21 protein-coding genes and 1 CRISPR repeat array are annotated in these 19,732 nt (G+C 43.6%); of the genes, 8 read left to right on the top strand and 13 right to left on the bottom strand.

Annotated features, from left to right (window positions below; genetic code table 11):
• Positions 1-128 precede the first annotated feature (128 nt).
• Positions 129-707 (bottom strand): leucyl/phenylalanyl-tRNA--protein transferase, encoded by a 579-nt coding sequence (gene aat, locus PN499_RS28325; protein WP_026103797.1) that lies wholly within the window; start codon positions 705-707, stop codon positions 129-131.
• 79 nt (positions 708-786) lie between these two features.
• Between aat and PN499_RS28330 the strand changes: the two genes are divergently transcribed.
• Together PN499_RS28330 and PN499_RS28335 are read left to right on the top strand one after the other, a co-directional pair.
• Positions 787-1,221 carry a hypothetical protein gene (locus PN499_RS28330; protein ID WP_272036828.1) on the top strand — a complete coding sequence of 145 codons (435 nt, stop codon included), beginning with the start codon at positions 787-789 and terminating at the stop codon, positions 1,219-1,221.
• A 76-nt stretch (positions 1,222-1,297) separates the two neighbouring features.
• Complete coding sequence (locus PN499_RS28335; protein ID WP_272036829.1) at positions 1,298-1,627, top strand: hypothetical protein; 330 nt, start codon at positions 1,298-1,300, stop codon at positions 1,625-1,627.
• 89 nt (positions 1,628-1,716) lie between these two features.
• Here PN499_RS28335 and rpsN read toward each other — a convergent pair whose 3' ends face one another.
• On the bottom strand, positions 1,717-2,019 hold the full coding sequence (gene rpsN / locus PN499_RS28340; RefSeq protein WP_007358441.1) for a 30S ribosomal protein S14: 303 nt from the start codon (positions 2,017-2,019) through the stop codon (positions 1,717-1,719).
• Positions 2,020-2,236: 217 nt separating this feature from the next.
• Positions 2,237-3,349, bottom strand: a complete 1,113-nt coding sequence (locus tag PN499_RS28345) for a Gfo/Idh/MocA family protein (RefSeq protein WP_272036832.1) — start codon at positions 3,347-3,349, stop codon at positions 2,237-2,239.
• Between the two features lie 299 nt (positions 3,350-3,648).
• Here PN499_RS28345 and PN499_RS28350 point away from each other — a divergent pair, with 299 nt between their 5' ends.
• The 3 genes from PN499_RS28350 to PN499_RS29720 all read left to right on the top strand — a co-directional run bounded on the left by PN499_RS28350 (position 3,649) and on the right by PN499_RS29720 (position 6,750).
• Positions 3,649-4,191, top strand: coding sequence for an MgtC/SapB family protein (locus PN499_RS28350; protein ID WP_272036834.1), 543 nt, complete (start codon positions 3,649-3,651; stop codon positions 4,189-4,191).
• Positions 4,192-4,209: 18 nt separating this feature from the next.
• A complete protein-coding gene (gene arsM, locus PN499_RS28355; RefSeq protein WP_272036836.1) occupies positions 4,210-5,178 on the top strand; it encodes an arsenosugar biosynthesis arsenite methyltransferase ArsM in 969 nt (322 codons plus the stop codon).
• Between the two features lie 175 nt (positions 5,179-5,353).
• Positions 5,354-6,580: a CRISPR direct-repeat array (repeat unit 37 nt; unit sequence GTTTCAATCCCTAATAGGGATTTAGTTTAATTGCGGC).
• Between the two features lie 86 nt (positions 6,581-6,666).
• On the top strand, positions 6,667-6,750 hold the full coding sequence (locus PN499_RS29720; protein WP_417063904.1) for a YgiT-type zinc finger protein: 84 nt from the start codon (positions 6,667-6,669) through the stop codon (positions 6,748-6,750).
• Between the two features lie 118 nt (positions 6,751-6,868).
• Here PN499_RS29720 and PN499_RS28360 read toward each other — a convergent pair whose 3' ends face one another.
• The 3 genes from PN499_RS28360 to PN499_RS28370 form a co-directional block, all read right to left on the bottom strand.
• Complete coding sequence (locus PN499_RS28360; RefSeq protein WP_272036838.1) at positions 6,869-8,290, bottom strand: NADP-dependent isocitrate dehydrogenase; 1,422 nt, start codon at positions 8,288-8,290, stop codon at positions 6,869-6,871.
• A 130-nt stretch (positions 8,291-8,420) separates the two neighbouring features.
• A complete protein-coding gene (locus PN499_RS28365; RefSeq protein WP_272036840.1) occupies positions 8,421-8,666 on the bottom strand; it encodes a DUF2283 domain-containing protein in 246 nt (81 codons plus the stop codon).
• 50 nt (positions 8,667-8,716) lie between these two features.
• On the bottom strand, positions 8,717-9,319 hold the full coding sequence (locus PN499_RS28370) for a DedA family protein (protein ID WP_272036842.1): 603 nt from the start codon (positions 9,317-9,319) through the stop codon (positions 8,717-8,719).
• A gap of 85 nt (positions 9,320-9,404) precedes the next feature.
• On the opposite strand from PN499_RS28370, the gene PN499_RS28375 reads away from it, so the two are divergent.
• Positions 9,405-9,560, top strand: a complete 156-nt coding sequence (locus PN499_RS28375; protein WP_272036844.1) for a hypothetical protein — start codon at positions 9,405-9,407, stop codon at positions 9,558-9,560.
• A 31-nt stretch (positions 9,561-9,591) separates the two neighbouring features.
• Here the strand turns inward: PN499_RS28375 and ahcY are convergent, their stop codons facing one another.
• The gene (ahcY, locus tag PN499_RS28380) at positions 9,592-10,869 is read right to left on the bottom strand and encodes an adenosylhomocysteinase (RefSeq protein WP_007358449.1); all 1,278 of its coding nucleotides are present in this window, start codon (positions 10,867-10,869) and stop codon (positions 9,592-9,594) included.
• Between the two features lie 451 nt (positions 10,870-11,320).
• On the opposite strand from ahcY, the gene PN499_RS28385 reads away from it, so the two are divergent.
• Both PN499_RS28385 and PN499_RS28390 read left to right on the top strand, forming a co-directional pair.
• Positions 11,321-12,625 carry a glycosyltransferase gene (locus tag PN499_RS28385; RefSeq protein ID WP_272036846.1) on the top strand — a complete coding sequence of 435 codons (1,305 nt, stop codon included), beginning with the start codon at positions 11,321-11,323 and terminating at the stop codon, positions 12,623-12,625.
• A gap of 12 nt (positions 12,626-12,637) precedes the next feature.
• Positions 12,638-13,705, top strand: coding sequence for an NAD-dependent epimerase/dehydratase family protein (locus PN499_RS28390; RefSeq protein ID WP_272036848.1), 1,068 nt, complete (start codon positions 12,638-12,640; stop codon positions 13,703-13,705).
• 64 nt (positions 13,706-13,769) lie between these two features.
• Here the strand turns inward: PN499_RS28390 and moeB are convergent, their stop codons facing one another.
• The 6 genes from moeB to PN499_RS28420 all read right to left on the bottom strand — a co-directional run bounded on the left by moeB (position 13,770) and on the right by PN499_RS28420 (position 19,531).
• Positions 13,770-14,933 carry a molybdopterin-synthase adenylyltransferase MoeB gene (gene moeB, locus PN499_RS28395; RefSeq protein WP_272036850.1) on the bottom strand — a complete coding sequence of 388 codons (1,164 nt, stop codon included), beginning with the start codon at positions 14,931-14,933 and terminating at the stop codon, positions 13,770-13,772.
• Between the two features lie 79 nt (positions 14,934-15,012).
• The gene (locus PN499_RS28400; RefSeq protein ID WP_272036852.1) at positions 15,013-15,504 is read right to left on the bottom strand and encodes a M67 family metallopeptidase; all 492 of its coding nucleotides are present in this window, start codon (positions 15,502-15,504) and stop codon (positions 15,013-15,015) included.
• A gap of 298 nt (positions 15,505-15,802) precedes the next feature.
• Positions 15,803-16,030: an indolepyruvate ferredoxin oxidoreductase subunit alpha gene (locus tag PN499_RS28405; RefSeq protein ID WP_272036854.1), complete on the bottom strand. Its 228-nt coding sequence runs from the start codon at positions 16,028-16,030 to the stop codon at positions 15,803-15,805.
• An 80-nt stretch (positions 16,031-16,110) separates the two neighbouring features.
• Positions 16,111-17,370: an ATP phosphoribosyltransferase regulatory subunit gene (locus PN499_RS28410; protein ID WP_272036856.1), complete on the bottom strand. Its 1,260-nt coding sequence runs from the start codon at positions 17,368-17,370 to the stop codon at positions 16,111-16,113.
• A 183-nt stretch (positions 17,371-17,553) separates the two neighbouring features.
• Positions 17,554-18,528: a J domain-containing protein gene (locus PN499_RS28415; RefSeq protein WP_272036858.1), complete on the bottom strand. Its 975-nt coding sequence runs from the start codon at positions 18,526-18,528 to the stop codon at positions 17,554-17,556.
• Between the two features lie 160 nt (positions 18,529-18,688).
• Positions 18,689-19,531: an inositol monophosphatase family protein gene (locus PN499_RS28420; protein WP_272036860.1), complete on the bottom strand. Its 843-nt coding sequence runs from the start codon at positions 19,529-19,531 to the stop codon at positions 18,689-18,691.
• Positions 19,532-19,732 lie beyond the last annotated feature (201 nt).

The raw sequence follows: 19,732 nt of genomic DNA on the forward strand, positions 1-19,732 counted from the left end.
CAATGACGGATAAAATTTCGCTCGCAATGACGGATAAAATTTCGCTCGCAATGACGGATAAAATTTCGCTCGCAATGACAGATAAAATATCACTCGCAATGACGGATAAAATATAGTTAGCTGCTAGATCATATTAAGGAACACCGACGCTGTAAGGCTTTTTTTAGTAGAGATTGGTATTGCTTGTTATTGATGATGTAAGAGCCAAATCTTTCTAGGTGGGGGTTAGTCATCTGCGCGTCAAAGAGGACAAAAGAGCGATCGCGCAGCCGTTCTACTAATTTCACCATCGCTACTTTTGAGCCTTCGGGAATCCTGTAGAACATAGATTCACCAATGAATGCGCCGCCGATGACAATTCCCAGAATACCGCCTGCGAGTTCATCGCCTTGCCAAGTCTCGAAGCTGTAGGCCCAGCCTGCTTGGTTGAGAGCATGGTAAATTTCCTTGAGTTGCGGGGAAATCCAGGTTTCCTCGCGGTTGGCGCAACCTTCAACTACGGCCTTAAAGTCGCGGTTAACGGCGGTTGTGAAGCGATTTTGATTGAGGGAACGGCGGAGCGATCGCGGATAGGTAAAGCGCTCATCTAAGGGAATTAGCGATCGCTCTCTGCTGGAATACCAATTTAAACTATCTTCACCTTCATTTGCCATCAGGAAATAGCCGGCTGCATATCCGTGGATGATTGAGTCAATATCTAGCTGCATCGCCATTCACTGGTATAATTGATTATACGTTTCAGTAAGTTTATCTGTTTAACGTCGTCCTGTAGCTTGCAAAAGCGTTATGAAAAGTTTTGATGCTTGCCCGATGCTGGAGAGTACCTTAAGAAAACTTCTCGATAAAACTGAGAAAACTTGGGGTTACTTCCAAATAAAAAAGAGAAACAATGTTTATATTTTACACCTTGCGGGCAGCAACGAAGATATGCTGATCTTCACTCCTAGTGAGGCCGCTCACTTGTATCGCCTTTATTGGTACGGTCATCCCGATCCTTCAGTGTTTGTAGAAACAAAATCTACTAAACTTTTTGATAAATCTACTCGTTCTTATCAAAGACATAAAGATTATCAAGTTTGTTACAAACTCAACTCCAACCCAGCAATTACTGCTGTTAATAAAATGTTGGCAGAGTTGATTAAAGAGCAGATGACTCACTTTTACGCTCAAATGACAGGGAAAGATGAAAAAATGCCGATTGTTACTTTAGCTGCACAATAGTTTGTTAATTGTTAACTGTTAACTGTTAACTGTTAACTTTACTCCTTTGTTACTCCTAACCCGATGGTTGCAGTCAATGTCTGAACCGATAAATGCGATTACCTTACCTCCTGCCAAAAATCCGCAGCAGGAAGGGGAATGGTTGCAAGAAAGCTTGCAGGTATGGCTTGATTCCGAGTTTCTACCAGAACCCGTTAATTACCAAATTGCCCAAAGAGCGGCCCAAATCTATGTCCGCCAGCGGATGGAGGGTGAGAATGATTTGGGTTCTTTGGTAATTGCGATCGTTACGGAAATGCGGGCCTTTGACTTTTCTAAGAGTTTTTATGGCGAATTTGCGATCGCAAATGCTGTCAGCGACCTACTCCTCGATAGTCTGGGAATCGATCGCTGCTGCGGACAATGAAAGAAAATGGGAAAAATAGGGAAGATGGGGAGTTTTGAGTTTTGAGTTAAAAAGCCAGCAATTCTCCCTTCCCCTCTTCCCAAGCCAAACTACCAGCTTGACTTGACAACACCTGGAAGAAGACCTTGGTGAGCCATTTCGCGAATGACGTGCCGAGATAAGCCGAAGTCCCGGTAATAACCTCTGGGTCGTCCCGTTGCCCAGCAGCGATTCCGCAAGCGAGTCGGACAACTGTTCCGGGGTAGTTGTTGAATTTGGCGATGGATAGCAACTTTCTCCATCTGCGAGCCTGCGACACGGAATTGCTCCTTGAGGTCTTCCCGCTGGGCGGCGTACTTATCTACGAGCTTCTGCCGTCTTTTTTCGCGCTCGATCATGCTCTTTTTAGCCATGAACTGTTCTGGTATCCCTAAATAAAGTCAGTATTTTCCATTCTATCGCAGTTATGGACTGCCTGCTGTCGGCGGCAAGGGGAATAACTTGGGAACATCTCGATATTGCAGGAAGACCCCAGAAACCGGGTTTCTTCTGGATTTGTCGCCAGAAATCGGTTTTCGCACCAGAAACCCGGTTGCTATGTACTTCACTTACCTGGAAAGTGCTGTAATATTACCCACCAGCCAAAAACTTATCTAAATCTGGCACATCTACCCAAGTCCCAGTTACATTCGATTCGTGGGTCAAATCCATTAACAACTGAGAATAAACCCCCTCTTTCAAAGAAGGAACTAATGATTGGCCAGCATCTATTGCCTCAACCCACTTATCGACTACCCGCATAAATGCGGCAATTCTACCATCAGGATAAACTTGAGGAAACTCTAACCTTTCAGGAACTTTAATCTCTGCTAAAGATTCTCCTCCTTTACTTCCCCACAGACGAAAACCGTGTACATAATCCTGTTGATTATCGCTACCTAAAACCAAAGTTCCATTACTTCCATAAACCTCTACCCAATGCCCGCGCCCTTGATAAGTAACAGAACTCAGACAAACTTGACAAGGCGTTCCGTCTGCTAATTCTAACATTAAAGTACAAGAATCATCAGCATCAACAGTTTTTAATTTACCGCCATCTTTGGGATCTGGACGCGAGGTAATGCCTGTAATTAATTGCCCCGATAACCGCCGAATCGCGCCAAAAAGCCAACTAATATAATCAAAAGCATGGGAACCCGTCGCCCCTAAAACACCGCCGCCTTTTTCTTTTTGCGCGTACCAATTCCAAGGGCGAGAAGCATCGGCGCGACTCGATACTAACCAATCAATTTTAATTAACCGCTTTTCTCCTACATATCCCTCTGCCAACAATTCTGCTAGCATTTGCCAAGCGGGGATGAACCGAAACTCAAAATCCATCGTTGCAGTACAAGCTTTTGATCTTGCCATTCGGTACAATTCTCTAGCTTCACTTGCTGTTAAAGTTGTTGGCTTTTCGAGTAACAAATGCTTGCCAGATTCCAATACTATTTGTGCCATTTCAGAATGCAAAAATGGTGGCGTTGAAATTGCCACTGCCTTGACTTCAGGCAAAGCCACTATATCTTCTATCGTATTAGCAGCATAAGGTATATTGTTAGCAGATGCGATCGCCTTCGCCTTATCTAAATCTCGATGATAAACAGCTACAACTTCCGTTCGTGGATGTGCTTGAAATGCGGGTAAATGTACTTTTTGACCGAAGCCAGTACCTACAACGGCAATACTAATGGTAGATGACATAAGATAATTATTTGAGAAAATAAATACGTAAATAATATAGGACTTAGGCATTACTTACGTAACGCCGGCCTCTGGGAGGTCAAAGAACCGCCAGGAATTAGGCGTTACGGATAGTATACCAGCTATGTAATGCAGCTCTCTGGGCGGTATTGCGATCGCTCAGAGGGCTGCTGTACTGCGTGCGTAAGTCCTCAACTGAGACTAATAGCGATCGCGATTTGTTGAATTTAACCTAAATTTAATCTATAATTAACCTTAATCCCTAGTCAGCAAAGTGACTAACCGTAGTTTTGTGAGTAATGAATTCAATATTTTTCAATTCTAGCGATTGGCAAAGTATAACTTTCAGGCTCAGTGTAGCTCTACTGGTCGGCGGTGCGATCGGCATTAACCGACAGCAACCCGGTAGACCCGCAGGATTGAGAACTTTTATGATTGTAAGCTTAGGTGCAGCCATATTTGTCATGATTCCTTTGCAAATCGACAATGAAAACACCTCTTCCTCTGCCAATGCTATCAGCAGAACGCTCCAAGGTGTCGCCACAGGAGTAGGATTTCTAGGAGCCGGAATTATTCTGCAACAAAATCAGAATAAATTTGGTAGAACACAAGTTAAGGGGTTAACTTCCGCTGCTACAATTTGGCTAGCGGCTGGATTAGGAGCAGCCGCAGGTTGCGGTCTGTGGCGAATGAGCTTAATTGGAACAGTTTTTGCATTAGGAGTTCTCAGCGGAGTTAAGAAACTTGAGAAAGCTACTTTACTGCGCCGTCCTTATACTCAAAATCGCATCAAAACACGAGTGAAAGAAGCACCATCTAGCCAAGATATACAAGAGAAGTAATTTAGAGAAAAATTAACTATGACCTATCTTGAAACTGCGGCAAAATTTTATAGTGAAGTTGCAGAAACTCCCCAAGTTGGACTTTGTTGCGTTCAAAGTAGTCCTTTGCAATTACCAGGATTAATCATTCCTCAGCCAATGCAAGAGATGAATTATGGCTGTGGTACTACCGTCCACGCGGCGGAACTTGTAGGTAAACCAGTAGTTTTATATGTTGGTGTTGGCGGCGGTTTAGAAGCCTTGCAGTTTGCTTATTTTTCCCGGCGAAAAGCTGGAGTTATTGTTGTCGAACCTGTAGCCGCCATGCGAGAAGTTGCTCATCGTAACTTGCAACTGGCTGCTCAAGATAATGATTGGTTTGACCCTAGTTTTGTCGAAATTCGAGAAGGCGATGCTTTCGCTTTACCAGTGGCAGATGCTTCTGTCGATGTAGTAGCTCAAAATTGTCTATTTAATATCTTTGAACCTGCGGATTTAACTAAAGCTTTAAAAGAAGCTTATCGAGTATTAAAACCAGGTGGTCGCTTGTTAATGAGCGATCCGATTGCTACTCGTCCTATTCCCCAACATTTGAGAGACGATGAACGATTGCGGGCGATGTGTTTGTCCGGTGCTTTGACTTATGATGAATACGTGCAACACCTGATTAATGTGGGTTTTGGTCAAGTGGAAATTAGGGCGCGGCGACCTTATCGTTTATTGGATCGGGTGAGTTATAATTTAGATGCAGATTTGCTTTTAGAAAGTCTGGATTCTGTGTCTTTTAAGGTATCAATTCCCGATGATGGGGCCTGTGTGTTTACGGGTAAAACAGCAATTTATAACGGGTTAGAAGAGTTTTTTGATGATGGAGCCGGTCATATACTTCAGCGGGGAGTTCCTGCGGCGGTGTGCGATAAAACTGCTGGGAAGTTAGGGGCATTAATCCAGGATCGGGTGTTAATTACTGATTCGACTTGGCATTATAGTGGTGGGGGTTGTTGTTAGATGTTTGATTAACAAAATAATGACAGAACTGAGGCAACTGGCACAATTAGTAGGGTGCGTCAGACGCTAAAACCCTGACGATTTCGATCGATTCCCGTGTCTGACGCACCCTAAAAGTAGATTAGAGTGTGACAATTGCGTAAGCCCTAAAAAATGAGATTGCCTATGCAGTTGAAAATCAATCCCTAATAGGGATTTAGTTTAATTGCGGCATTTAATATCCTCGGTCGGAATGCGATCGCAATCACAAGTTTCAATCCCTAATAGGGATTTGGTTTAATTGCGGCTCTGGCAGCGTAAAAAGTTTCTGCATTGAAAACTGTTGGTTTCAATCCCTAATAGGGATTTGGTTTAATTGCGGCTTGAGCCACGAAGCCCCGCTATCACGGGATTTCTCGTTTCAATCCCTAATAGGGATTTGGTTTAATTGCGGCGGTGGATTTTGTGGGTGCTTGTCAATTTCATATAGTTTCAATCCCTAATAGGGATTTGGTTTAATTGCGGCTTTCGGCCCAACTATCTTCGGCCCGACCGTTGACCCGTTTCAATCCCTAATAGGGATTTGGTTTAATTGCGGCACAGCATAAAACCCATGAATAGAATCCTTGACAATCAGTTTCAATCCCTAATAGGGATTTAGTTTAATTGCGGCGTATCAAGACAAGGATCGCGCATACGCGCGTATGTTTCAATCCCTAATAGGGATTTAGTTTAATTGCGGCCCGCCGCCAAGAAATTACAAAATCTGGTACTTAGTTTCAATCCCTAATAGGGATTTAGTTTAATTGCGGCCCTCTGAGAAAGGGGGAGTGGCGGTGCAACCGCCAACTAGTTTCAATCCCTAATAGGGATTTAGTTTAATTGCGGCGAAAAAAGCAGGATGGGCAGAAGCAAAAATGATAATGTTTCAATCCCTAATAGGGATTTAGTTTAATTGCGGCCCCCAAATTTGGGAGAAATTAAATTTTAGGAAGGAGACGTTTCAATCCCTAATAGGGATTTAGTTTAATTGCGGCAGTTTCCCCCGCCAAATTATTGAGCTCAGAAACTAACTCCTCATGTTTCAATCCCTAATAGGGATTTAGTTTAATTGCGGCCTAGACCTGTCTTCGACAACATCTTTTAGCTGATTCGTGTTTCAATCCCTAATAGGGATTTAGTTTAATTGCGGCTTGGCGATTGTGTTACATCTAGCAACCCCTACACCGAAAAGTTTCAATCCCTAATAGGGATTTAGTTTAATTGCGGCTTAAAGCCGTTGCCTTTGGAGGAAGTGAATTCAGAGAAATCGTTTCAATCCCTAATAGGGATTTAGTTTAATTGCGGCCCGCCAGATACCGAGCTTGGGGCATATTCGACTTTGCCGTTTCAATCCCTAATAGGGATTTAGTTTAATTGCGGCTGACGGTTTCTGAAAGCCTTACTATATTTAGTTTTCAAGGTGCGGTTTCGGGAATCTGATCTAAAAGTATCATTCCAGCCATCGACTTGTCAATACCCTCCTGCGATCTTATCCTCAAATCCATACCCTGTAAAGGTTGCAGCCATTGCGGGAATCGTTTTTTTAAGTAAGAGGCATCAAACCCTTACAGCAGTTGCATTACAGCCGAAAAATTTGATACCCCAAAATTTACACCTACCGATTCCCGCAAACTAGGCAAAAATATACTCCTGCCTTAACAGTCAACAGTTAACCAAAATGCTTAATAATCGCATCCGCAAACTCCGAACACTTCAACTCAGGGACAGGCGGTTCCATCATTCGCGCCAAATCATAAGTCACTTCACCATTAGAAATCGCCGCCGCCAAACCCTTCTTAATCAAATCGGCCGCCTCCTGCCAACCGAGATATTCTAACATCATCACCCCCGACAAAATCAGCGAACCAGGATTAACCTTATCTAAACCCGCGTGTTTAGGTGCAGTCCCATGAGTCGCCTCAAAAATTGCACATTCATCCCCAATATTCGCCCCCGGCCCCATACCTAAACCGCCGACAATAGCGGCCGCCGCATCCGATAAATAATCACCATTCAAATTCATCGTCGCCAGAATCGAATACTCCGCTGGCCGCGTTTGAATCTGTTGGAAAATACTATCAGCAATCCGGTCATTGACCATGATCTTTTCCTTCCACTTCCCATCGCCATGACTTTCCCAAATAGCCGAGAGAACTTCCTCAACATCTTTGCAAATCTTGGCTTGCTTTTCAGGGGTCAAAGCATCATATCCCGGTTCAATCTGACGGGCATTATCTTCTAAACTAATCTCAGGATTCCGTTCCTTATTACTCAGAATCCAAGACTCCATCTCAGTCACGCACTCATTACGAAACTCACTCTTTACCAATTCGTAACCCCAGTCACGAAAAGCACCTTCAGTGTATTTCATAATGTTGCCCTTATGCACCAAAGTTACTTGTTGCTTAGCCTTTGGCAACCGCAAAGCGTGCTTAATCGCTCGACGAATTAACCGCTGAGAACCTTTTTTGCTAATCGGTTTAATCCCAATTCCCGAATCCAGAGGAATTTGTTTTTTCCCATGTTCAGGCGTAGCCGGAATTAACTCATTATTCAAAAATGCAATTAACTTATTGGCGATTTCGCTGCCTTCTTTCCACTCAATCCCCAGGTAAATATCCTCTGTATTTTCCCGGTAAATAATCACATCCAGCAACTCAGGAGTTTTGTGCGGCGAAGGCGTTCCGGGATAATATTTACAAGGGCGAATGCAGGAATAAAGATCGTGATTTTGCCGCAAAGCTACGTTTAAGGAACGAATACCGCCGCCGATAGGAGTCGTCAATGGCCCCTTAATTGCTACACCATATTCTTTAATTGCATTGCTAGTATCGGGGGGCAAATATTGGTAAGTACCGTAAACTTCGCAAGCTTCATCACCGGCATAAATCTTAAACCAATTGATTTTTTTCTTACCACCATAGGCTGTTTCTACCGCAGCGTCCATAACTTTCTGGGAAGCAGGCCAAAGGTCAACACCCGTCCCGTCGCCGCGAATGAAGGGAATAATTGGGTCGTCAGGGACGATGGGCTCCCCATCTTTGAATGTAATTTTAGAACCAGTTGTAGGGGCTGTAATTTTTTCGTACATACTTAGAAAGTGTGGATAGCAATGTTTTCTATTGTGTCACGACTTGGGAAATAGATATCAACAATTTATTTGAGATTTTATTTGTAATTTGTAGCATAGACAGCAGAAAAATCATTATCTTGTATTCTAGTTAAGGTGAAAGTGCTAGTTTAATTTCTGAAGATTCTCCCAAAGCTTCATTAATTACTATTAATTTACCTTGACTATCCCCTCCTAATTGCTGATTAGCATTGAGCAGTTCTATTCCGTAAATAGTTCCATCGGGAGCAATATCTATATTTAATTCTCCGCTAACTTGAACTGTTTCTACCTCTGTTGGTTTTTCTTTCAGGTAAATATAAGCAACATTGTATCTCGGATCGTAGGTCAGTTTCATAAGAACCTCTATTTAAAAAATCAAGTAAAATTAATGAATCTCTCCCCTATTTACTCTTTCCGCATATTCTTCCTCACTACCCAAATTACAAACCAAATAATCAGAGAAAGCACTACAATCTTAGAAACAGGGCCTAAATATTCATCAACTAAATCATAGTGATCTGCTAATTTATATCCCATAAAAGTGAGGAAACTCACCCATAAAGTAGTGCCCAGAGTTGAGTAGATTAAAAATGGCACTAAGGGCATATTATTAATGCCAGCGGGTAAGGATATTAAAGTACGAACTCCTGGTACAAGACGGCATAAAAATACAGCTTTAGTACCGTGACGCTTAAACCACCTATCAGCTTTGTCAATATCGTTGCCGGATACTGTAATCCATTTGCCATATTTATCAGCCAGATTTCGCAAACGTTCTTCGCCTAAGATTTTACCTGCATAGTACCAGGGTAAAGCCCCTAAGACAGTACCAATTACTCCGGCCGCGATCGCAGGTGCAAACTGCATATCTCCTTTCGCGACTGTGAATCCTGCGAATGGCATAATTAATTCCGATGGAATCGGCGGAAAAAGATTTTCTAGAAACATCAATAGTCCAATTCCTAGATAACCCAAGGATTGCATTGTATTAATTATCCACTCAGACATTTTTTTTAGTTAATTGTTAGTGGTTAGTGGTTAGTTGTTGGTTGTTAAGTTGGTTGCTAATGCAATCTGAGGTGTTGCGAACGTAGTGAAGCAAACTAAGCCCGAAGCAATCTCAATGGCCCAGCGATTGCTTCGCTTTGCTCACAATGACACTAGAGAAATTAGCGCTGAAAAGAGAAGTCACACAAACCTGCGATCGCTTCGCTTTGTCGCAATGACACCGTTAACAGTTAACCGTTAACAGTTAACCGTTAACAGTTAACCGCTAACAATTATGTGCCAGAAGTCCAAGAGTTCATGTACTCAATTTGTGCAGGAGTCAGGGTATCAATATTAATCCCCATTGCTTGCAACTTTAACCGTGCAATTTCCTTGTCAACATCAGCAGGAATAGAATGAATACCAGCTTCCAATTTGCCTTTATTCTTGACCAGATATTCACAAGCCAAAGCTTGGTTAGCAAAGCTCATATCCATTACTGCACTGGGGTGTCCTTCCGCAGCAGCCAAGTTAATTAAACGTCCTTCACCGAGTACGATTACTGACTTGCCATTCTTAAGGCGATACTCTTGAGTGAAAGGCCGTACAGTCCGTACTTCAGTAGCTTTTTCACCTAAAACTTTAAGGTCAATTTCGATGTCAAAGTGGCCGGAATTACAAACCATTGCGCCGTCTTTCATTACGTCGAAATGTTCGCTGCGAATGATATGTTTATTGCCGGTAACTGTGATAAATAAATCTCCCACTGGTGCGGCTTCATCCATCGGCATGACGCGGAAACCGTCCATGACAGCTTCGATCGCGCGGATCGGATCGATTTCGGTAACGATGACGTTTCCACCCATACCGCGAGCCCGGAGTGCAGTGCCTTTGCCACACCAGCCATAGCCTGCAACTACAATATTTTTACCGGCTAACAGCACGTTGGTAGCGCGGATAATGCCATCTAAAGTAGATTGACCGGTACCGTAGCGGTTGTCAAAGAAGTGCTTGGTATCCGCGTCGTTAACGTTCATTGCGGGGAAGGTGAGCACGCCGTCTCGGAACATGGCCCGCAGGCGGACGATCCCGGTGGTGGTTTCTTCGGTGGTACCGATCAGGTCGGAAATTTGGTTTTGACGGTGTTGGATTAAACTAGCAACTACGTCGCTGCCATCGTCGATAATGATGTTGGGGCGGTGATCTAGAGCAATATTGACGTGGCGTTCATAGGTGGCTGCGTCTTCGCCTTTGAGGGCAAATACTGGTATGCCATAATCGGCTACAAGGCTTGCGGCTACGTCATCTTGGGTACTCAGCGGGTTGCTGGCGATGAGGACAGCATCAGCGCCTCCGGCTTTGAGGGCGATCGCTAAGTGGGCCGTTTCGGTGGTTACGTGACAACAAGCGGCTAAGCGGATGCCAGTAAAGGGTTTTTCTTTGGCGAAACGGTCTCTAATTTGCCCCAAAACGGGCATTTCCCGGCCGGCCCATTCGATGCGTTGTTTTCCCAAGGGGGCAAGGGACAAGTCTTTGACTTCGTGCTTTAACTGGACAACTGTTGCCGTCATGTGATTTTTCAGAAAACGTTCAATGTTTAACTAGATTAACTCAGCGTGCAAAAAACTGGGAGAGCAAGCAAAGGATATTTGGATCTTTGAATCTCGATCGATCCCTAGTCTGTAGTGGCGATCGCATTTGGCGCTGATTTTTTTGGCATCATCTTTCCAGGGTGCGATCGCGCCTACAGATCCCGAAGACAAAAGCCCCGATCGAGTTCCCCGTCGCCAATTTTTAGCCTTCAGCCCTCAATAATTGATGTTTTTCACTGAATTTTTCATCAAACATGGTATTTTTTTTACATTTAGTAATATAAGCTTACAAAAAGTCATAAATCTTACGAGCGACATTATGAGTATGGTTATGATACGATATCGTACAAAATAATAACTATAAATAACAACTACAAATAACAAAACAACTACTTTCTTGAATGCTTGGTAATTTTTGTTTTTTTCTCTTATGTTAAAAAAGCTATTTCAGCAAAAAATTTTTAAGTTTCTGATCGGTGGTGGCGTAGCAGCAACAATAAACATACTTATCATATCTTCGATAATTGAAAAACTAGGATTTAATACGCCAGTTTTACGCAATATCGCGAATGTAATATCAATTGAATTTTCGCTGTTAGCGAGTTTTTTCATCTATCGGATTTGGGTTTGGCCAGGAGGTGCGTGGACTATTCGAGAAGTATTGTGGCGACAAATTCCCTTGTACCATCTCTCGGCTGGCACTTCTGTCATTGTTCGCATCTTCCTTGTATTTCCTTTATTGGATTGGTTAAAACTCAATTACATAATCAATACCTTGGTAGGTGTATTTTTAAGTGCGTCTATCAATTATTTAATCAGCGATCGATTAGTCTTTAAATCTCCCGTTCAATCTTCTAAGAACCTACCCGATTTTTCTTCAGAAATATATTGTCCAGAAGGTTTGGCTCCTGCATTGGAAAACAGCTCTTCTCAACCCAGACAATATCAATCTGAAAAGTCAACAGAAATTAAAGTTTTCTCGATTGTCATTCCCGCTCACAATGAAGAAGGTTGTATCGTCGAAACTGTCCAATCCATTACCCAATTACTAGAAGAAAAAAAGATTGATTACGAAATTATAATAGTTAACGATAACAGCCGCGATCGCACCGAAGAATTATTGCAGCAGCTAACTTCTCAAAATAGTAAAGTACGTTATATAAATAATTATTTGCCTAACGGCTTTGGTTTCGCTGTTCGCTGCGGATTAGAGAATTTTCAAGGAGATGCTGTAGCCATTGTCATGGCAGATAATTCTGATGCCCCGGAAAATATTATTGATTACTATTATAAACTGCAAGAAGGTTATGATTGTGTGTTTGGTTCTCGATTCATCAAAGGTGGTAAAGTTATTGATTATCCCACTCACAAATTGCTCATAAACCGTTTAGCTAATTTATTTATTAAAATTCTATTTGGATTGAAGCTGAATGACACAACCAATGCCTTTAAATCCTACCGCAGAGAAGTAATTGAAGGTATTTATCCTCTTCTATCTCATCATTTTAACTTGACAGTTGAAATGCCTCTTAAGTCAATTGTTCGGGGATATTCCTACACAATTATCCCGATCAGATGGCAAAATCGTAAAACAGGTGTATCTAAGCTAAAAATCAAAGAAATGGGAAGCCGCTATTTATTTGTGGTACTTTATATTTGGCTAGAAAAACATCTTTCTAGAGGAGATTATGTTCGCAAGCAACCTGAATTAAATAGCCTCAAAAAAATGAGATGATCGATCTTCATTATGAATAAACGAGTTTTGATTACTGGCGGCTCTGGATTTGTAGGCAGTTCTCTTGGTCTGGGACTAGCTCAACGTTATCCTGACTGGCAAATTACGGCTTTAGATAACCTAAAGCGACGGGGTTCTGAATTAAATTTACCCCGGCTAAAGCAAGCAGGTATTGAGTTTGTTCATGGTGATATCCGAAATACAGAAGATTTAGACCCAGCGGTACTACAACCCGATTTAATTTTAGAATGCTCTGCCGAGCCATCAGTTTTAGCAGGATATGCTGCTCCTGGTTATGTCTTACAAACTAACTTAGTAGGAACCATTAACTGTTTAGAATTAGCTCGTCAAACTCAGGCAGATTTTATCTTTCTGTCTACAAGTCGAGTTTATCCCATTGCTTACCTCAATGCTATGGAATTTACAGAAGCAGAAACGCGCTTTCACCTCACAGAAAAACAGTCTTTATCAGGTGCATCCAGTCACGGTATTTCTGAAGAATTTCCTTTAGATAAAGCTCGCTCTCTCTACGGAGCGACCAAACTAGCCTCAGAATTACTTATTACTGAATATGCTGATGCTTACGGATTGAGAACTCTAATTAATCGCTGTGGAGTCCTTACTGGCCCCTGGCAAATGGGCAAAGTCGATCAAGGTATTTTTGCCTTGTGGATTGCATTTCACTACTTCCAAAAACCCTTAAAATACATCGGTTATGGAGGCACAGGTAAACAAGTCAGAGACTTTTTACACATAGCAGATTTACTAGACTTGATAGATTTACAAATTGACAATTTAGAAGCATTAAAAGGAGAAGTTTTTAATGTTGGTGGTGGGATAAATAACACGCTTTCGCTTTATGAAACAACTCAGCTTTGCCAGGAGATTACGGGGCATAAAGTTCCGATCGATCCTATTGTAGAAAACCGCATCGGCGATGTTCCTATTTTTATTACAGACTCCCGCAAAGTGATTACTGCTACTGGATGGCAACCTAAAAGAGATGCTAAGATGACTCTGACAGAAATTTATGAGTGGATTTATCAATTTGAGGAATATGTCAGTGATATTTTTAATTAAAAAAGAGTTGGGTTTGGCTAGTGCTTCCCCCAACTTACAGTTAACAGTTAACCGTTAACAAAATTTAGTATTGAGGCACAGAAGGGTCAACTTCCTTACTCCAAGCAGTAATTCCACCCTTTACATTAATGCCGTCAATTCCAGCTTCTTTAAGGATGCCTAACGCCTTTGCCGATCGCCCACCCATTTTGCAATGTGCGATCAACCGATGGCCGTTCAACAATTCCTTAACCTTCTGAACACCGCCGCCAGTTTCGATATCCGGTAAAGGCACTAATACCGAACCTGGAATCTTCCCAATATCATACTCGTTAGGATTGCGAACATCTAACAACACAAAATCACTTGCGCCGCTGTCAATTAACTCCTTAAGTTCCTTAACAGTCATCTCTGGAATTTCTATCGGTTGTTCATCGCCCCGAGGAGGTATGTCGCAGACGATATCTATGTCAACCAACTTTTCAATCACAGGCCGCACCGGATTCGGTCGCAGTTTCAACTCGCGGAACGTCATATCCAAAGCATTATAAAGCAACAACCGACCGCTCAAAGTCTTACCTTGACCCAAGATAATTTTGAGAGTTTCTGTTGCTTGAATGCAGCCAACAACTCCCGGCAAAATTCCTAAAACACCGCCTTCTGCACAGGAAGGAACCATACCAGGGGGCGGCGGTTCTGGGTACAAATCGCGATAATTGGGGCCATCTTGGTAATTAAAAACAGTAGCTTGGCCTTCAAATCGGAAGATAGAACCGTAAACATTTGGCTTGTTCAGCAATACGCAAGCATCATTCACCAAATAGCGCGTCGGGAAGTTATCAGTACCATCGACGATGACATCATAAGGTGCGAGGATATCGAGAGCATTTTCACAACTTAGACGAGTGTTGTACAAGTCAACCTGGCACAAAGGATTGATTTCTTGAATCCTATTTTTAGCAGACTCAATCTTTGGTTTTCCTACCCAAGATGTTCCGTGAATCACCTGCCGTTGCAAGTTGGAAGTGTCTACTATATCAAAATCTACGATGCCAATGCGCCCGATGCCAGCAGCAGCAAGGTACAATAACAGTGGCGAACCGAGTCCACCAGTGCCGATGCACAGAACGCTGGCAGCTTTGAGGCGCTTTTGCCCATCTAGCCCTACCTCTGGGAGGATTAAATGGCGCGAATAGCGCTCGTATTCTTCTAATTTTAGCTGGATTTCGCCTAGATTCGGATTTAACATGGCAGTCAGTGTAGCGCAGCTCAATCTAATATCATATCTCAATGTTTGGCATTGCTTTGGCTATTTTTAGTTTTCCTAATTATTTCTTAACCTGAGTTGATTCGAGGGTAATGATTTCCTCTGATTGAAAGTTACCCTCTCCGTCAAGGCTCCAATTGCGGAGGTCTTGGACTTTGCCTTGGTAAACTGAGACTATGATGTAGGAGTATTGCGGCCAAGCTAAGGCGCGATCGCACTCGGAGGGAATGGCTGGATGTTCGGGGTGGGAGTGGTAAATGCCGATGATGCTAAGATGGCGATCGCGCCCCTGTTTCATCGCCTTTAACATCGCAGACGGCGCAATGGCGAAGCGATCGCGCCTGCTACGCTCTAGGTTATCCCCGCATTCCATCTCTGGCAAAGCTTCCGCCACCTCTGGGTTCCAAGCATTTTCAGTTGGCCAAACTTCTACCAAGATTTTCACATCCCCAGCGATTTCTCCCATCAAAAAACCGCAACACTCATCAGGATAAGTGTTTTCTGCATGAGCCTGGATAGCTTGCAAATGGTTAGCAGTAACTTTTATAACCATATTTGATAACCCAAGGAAGAAAGAAAAAGGAAGAAGGCAATAAAAACAAGGGCTTCAGCAACAGGACTTACGCACCAACCAAAGAAACCGGGTTTTTTACGAAAATACTTCGTTTTTACCCACAGATGCTCTCAAAAACCCGGTTTCTGGAGCCATGAGCGTAAGTCCTAAGCAATTAAGAATGCCCTAACTATCTTGGCGGTTGCGATGTCATTGCTAGCGCAGCACAGCATTGCAAAATAAAGACAGATCCTAAGTAATTTGCCGGAGTTCGGATTAAAAGTCCTACCTACTAAAATCAACTAGGAGTTTGCTGCAATTCTGGCCTTTCTTCAGCAACAATTGCCCCTGCTACTGGACAGACTTGCAGACAAATCCCGCAATCAATACAAGTTTGAAAATCAATCCAATACCAATCAGTTCCCTTAACATTTTTGCCAGGCCCTTCATGAATGCAGGCAACGGGACAAGCGTCTACACAATCAGCAACGCCTTCGCAAATATTGGTAACGATAGTATGGGGCATATTTCCTTTACTTGTTAGTGGTTAGTGGTTAATTATTAGTGTTAGCAGTTAACAGTTAGCAGTTAACAGTTAACCATTAGCTAAGTCCCGGTTTCAATAGTCGGCAAGCCTGCGGCGTTAATCCAGACAACTTGACTAATACGGCGATTGCGAGCATATTCCCGCGCTTCCTCGGCAGTTTCCCGCCCTTCTAAATCTACTTCAACTCGGACTAAAGGAGCAGACTCTCGAAGTTTTTGAGCATAGGAAAACGCCGCTGCATAAGCTTGGGGTGTTTCCGGTATTACTAACCAATCACTCCCAGGCGTTTCCTTGGGCAATTCTCCAGTATTTAACAGAATATAGTGCAAGTCTTCAATATTAAATGAAAACCCGATTCCTGGGTAAGAATCCCCTTCGGGATGATAAAGTCCCAACAGTCGATCGTATCGTCCGCCCTGTCCCAAAACTCGCTGTTCTCCCTCAGTATTGCTAACAATTTCAAACACAATACCAGTGTAGTAGTCAAATGTTTGAATCAAACTGAGGTCAAGATGGATTTGGAATGTACTCTCCTGACTCTGACCAAGGGGAAGAGCGGTTTTAGATTGACATTCATTGAGCAAATCGACAAGAGATTTGAGATTATTTACCGCTTCTCGCTGCGATAAATCTAAATCCAGGTTAGCAACTATTGGTAGCACATCCTGTGGACGGCCTCGAAGGTCGAACAGCAAAAATGCCCTTTCCCGGAGTTCTGGGGACAGAGGCAACGTTTCTAGGGCAATACGGTCAAGATTTGCGATCGCACTCCTCACCCGATCTCGCACCTGCACCGGAAAGGGATCGAGCAGCTTCGCTGTCAAGCCAGCTTCTCCTAAAACCAAATGCCACCCACTCAGTCCCAAGTTCTGCAAGCACTCGCACAGCAACAGCAAAATTTCCACATCCGCCGCTACACCGCCAGCGCCGAGTAATTCCACGCCAGCTTGATAAAATTCCTGCTGGCTACCGTGACCACCAAATCCCCGCCCTTTACGGAAGACATTAGCATTGTAGTAGAGGCGCTGCGGCCAAGCTGCGTTGTCCACCATTCGCGTTGCGGCCGCCCTAGCAATGGAAGCCGTCAACTCCGGCCGCAAGCCGAGTTCGCCATCTTCAGCATCTTGTAACTGAATTACCGTTGAACGTTGAACGGCTCCACCGGCCATTAAAGTATCCAACCGTTCGAGGGTAGAGGTAATAATTCGGTGATAGCCCCAGCGGTGAAAAACCTGCTGCAAGCGGCGTTCTATTGAGATTTTTTGGGCAACATCGAGGGGCAGTAGATCCCTTGCACCCGAAGGAGGTTGATGAACCATTCTAGAGGATTTTAGTAATTGGTAATTGGCAAGTAAGGAAGAAAGAAGAAGGAAGAAAGAAGAAGGAAGAAGTTAGAAGTTAGAAGTTAGAAGTTAAGAAGGCAAAAAAACTAACACAGAAAGCAGGCAAAATTTTCCCAGTTTCCTAGTCTCCCAGTTTCCCCATCTCCCCGTCTCCCCCTCTCAATTCTTCTTACCGCCGCCGAACAAGCCGCCGAAAAATCCGCCGCTTTTAGGTGGATCGGTTTTTTTGCCAGATGCTGATTTTCCAGTGCTGGCCTGGGGTTTGGCTCCAGGCTTTTGGCCCTTCGTCGCCGTCGCTGGCTGTGCTGTTGCTTGTTCTAACTTTTTCTTGGCTTCTAAGGCCGTAGGTTCTTCGGGATTTAATTCTAAGGCTTTTTTAATCTCAATTTTTGCCATTGTTGCCTGTTTTTGCTCTAAATAACACATCCCTAGTAAGGCATGGCCTTTACTATGTTTGGGCTCGCGATTTAAAGCTTCTTTTAATTCCAAAATTGCTTTGGCGTAGTTTTTAGTAGACATCAACCCCTCAACGCGGCGACAAGCTTGCTCTACAAATGAGTCTTGGGCTTTCGGGGCTGCGGCTGGGGCTTTCGGTGCTGCTGAAGCAGGGGTTGTTGCCGCTGGAGCCGGCTGAGCCTGACTTGCTACTGGGCCTTTTTGTTCTTTCCGCAGTAGGTAAACCATATTCAGCTCGCTGATTTGAGCGATGATATCCAGGCTGTCGCTCATGGATTCGTATTGTTTCTCAGCAAGTTCGGTGAGTGCTTTTTTGTAAGCTTCCTGAAAATCTTTGGCCGTAGTTAGCTGTTTGGCTGCTTCGCTTTCAAAGTGCAGGTTTTTTTGTTCTTTGACGGCGCGTTTGGCAATCATGTCCACTAGCAGACCATATTCTTTGCGATCGCTTTCTTTGGAAAATTTGTTATAAGCGGGATTAACCACTTTTGACAAAAACTCATTAGCTTTGTTTTTCTCTGCTTGACTTTCAAAGGGACAAGTATCTGAGTGCAAGCGGCGAACTATTTTCATATACCGTTTGCGGATATCGTTAAACTCAGCATCCAGGGGAACTCCCAGAATGGCGTGCTGATCTGTGAAGTCAAATTTGAACAACCCTTTTGTGATTTGAATAGACATGATATTTCTATCCTTCCCTCGCTTTCCACTATACCTTTAATCTAACTTCAAAAATTAAACATTAAGAACTAAAAAATAAAGATTCAATGAAGAATTAAAATTTTAATGAAAAATCGAATTAAGAACTAAAAGGAAGCAAAGATCGCTTATGGGCGATCGCTTAGGATCGATCGCTTTCCTGGGGAAGATTTGGCCACGATGATAGGGGAGGAACCCGCTGCAAAGCATCGCGGATCTGGTCGTGAATGCGACCGTTGCTGCCCAAAATCCGACCGGAGTTAATCTGTAGGGGGCTGCCATCATAAGCTGTGACTTGACCTCCTGCTTCTAAGAGTATCACTATACCTGCGGCCATGTCCCAAGGTGAAAGTCCTCTCTCCCAGTATCCATCTAAGCGACCACAGGCAACGTGGGCGAGGTCGAGGGAGGCGGAACCGCTACGCCGCACGCCTTGGGTGAGGTGGGTAAGGTGACAAAATTCGGCATAGTTATTGTCTGCTGTTTCGTGGCGATCGTAGGCAAAGCCAGTTACGAGTAAGCTTTTGCTCAATTCTGAGATTTGGGAGACTTGGATAGGGCGGCGGTTGCGGGTTGCTCCTAAGCCAGTAGCGGCTCGAAACAGCTCGTTATGAAAGGGGTCAAAAATCGCGCCGACTTGGGGCACGTTGTCAATTAGTAGTCCAATGGAGGCGGCTGAGAAGGGATATTGATGAGCATAATTAGTAGTGCCATCCAGAGGATCGATCGCCCAGAGGTATTTGCTGGTTCTGTCGCCGAGGGAGCCGGATTCTTCGGTGAGAATACCGTGTGTGGGTACGTGGCGGCGGAGTACATCGAGGATGGCGACTTCGGCGGCTTTATCTGCTTCTGTGACTAAATCACCAGGACGGCCTTTTTCTTGAATTTCTTCTAATTTGCCCCAATATGCTTGCAGTACGGCTCCAGCAGCGAGGGCGGCTTCGGTGGCGATGTCTAGAAGGTTTTGTAGTTCGTCGGCGGACATAATTTAATTGTTAATTGTTAATTGTTAACTGTTAACTGTTAACTGTTAGCTGTTAACTGTCAACTGTTAATGGGTAATTGGTAATTGGTAATGGCTAATGGCTAATGGCTAATGGCTAATGGCTAATGGCTAATTGCTAATTGCTAATTGCACATCCTCCCCATCTCCCCTATCTTCCCCATCCTCTCCATCTCCCCCATC

Origin of the sequence: Kamptonema animale CS-326 (assembly GCF_028330895.1) — a bacterium.
Taxonomy (GTDB): domain Bacteria; phylum Cyanobacteriota; class Cyanobacteriia; order Cyanobacteriales; family Microcoleaceae; genus Kamptonema; species Kamptonema formosum.

Coding starts and splice junctions, on each gene's coding strand:
- aat (WP_026103797.1), bottom strand. CDS start 707: ATGCAGCTAGATATTGACTCAATCATCCACGGATATGCAGCCGGCTAT.
- PN499_RS28330 (WP_272036828.1), top strand. CDS start 787: ATGAAAAGTTTTGATGCTTGCCCGATGCTGGAGAGTACCTTAAGAAAA.
- PN499_RS28335 (WP_272036829.1), top strand. CDS start 1,298: ATGTCTGAACCGATAAATGCGATTACCTTACCTCCTGCCAAAAATCCG.
- rpsN (WP_007358441.1), bottom strand. CDS start 2,019: ATGGCTAAAAAGAGCATGATCGAGCGCGAAAAAAGACGGCAGAAGCTC.
- PN499_RS28345 (WP_272036832.1), bottom strand. CDS start 3,349: ATGTCATCTACCATTAGTATTGCCGTTGTAGGTACTGGCTTCGGTCAA.
- PN499_RS28350 (WP_272036834.1), top strand. CDS start 3,649: ATGAATTCAATATTTTTCAATTCTAGCGATTGGCAAAGTATAACTTTC.
- arsM (WP_272036836.1), top strand. CDS start 4,210: ATGACCTATCTTGAAACTGCGGCAAAATTTTATAGTGAAGTTGCAGAA.
- PN499_RS28360 (WP_272036838.1), bottom strand. CDS start 8,290: ATGTACGAAAAAATTACAGCCCCTACAACTGGTTCTAAAATTACATTC.
- PN499_RS28365 (WP_272036840.1), bottom strand. CDS start 8,666: ATGAAACTGACCTACGATCCGAGATACAATGTTGCTTATATTTACCTG.
- PN499_RS28370 (WP_272036842.1), bottom strand. CDS start 9,319: ATGTCTGAGTGGATAATTAATACAATGCAATCCTTGGGTTATCTAGGA.
- ahcY (WP_007358449.1), bottom strand. CDS start 10,869: ATGACGGCAACAGTTGTCCAGTTAAAGCACGAAGTCAAAGACTTGTCC.
- PN499_RS28385 (WP_272036846.1), top strand. CDS start 11,321: ATGTTAAAAAAGCTATTTCAGCAAAAAATTTTTAAGTTTCTGATCGGT.
- PN499_RS28390 (WP_272036848.1), top strand. CDS start 12,638: ATGAATAAACGAGTTTTGATTACTGGCGGCTCTGGATTTGTAGGCAGT.
- moeB (WP_272036850.1), bottom strand. CDS start 14,933: ATGTTAAATCCGAATCTAGGCGAAATCCAGCTAAAATTAGAAGAATAC.
- PN499_RS28400 (WP_272036852.1), bottom strand. CDS start 15,504: ATGGTTATAAAAGTTACTGCTAACCATTTGCAAGCTATCCAGGCTCAT.
- PN499_RS28405 (WP_272036854.1), bottom strand. CDS start 16,030: ATGCCCCATACTATCGTTACCAATATTTGCGAAGGCGTTGCTGATTGT.
- PN499_RS28410 (WP_272036856.1), bottom strand. CDS start 17,370: ATGGTTCATCAACCTCCTTCGGGTGCAAGGGATCTACTGCCCCTCGAT.
- PN499_RS28415 (WP_272036858.1), bottom strand. CDS start 18,528: ATGTCTATTCAAATCACAAAAGGGTTGTTCAAATTTGACTTCACAGAT.
- PN499_RS28420 (WP_272036860.1), bottom strand. CDS start 19,531: ATGTCCGCCGACGAACTACAAAACCTTCTAGACATCGCCACCGAAGCC.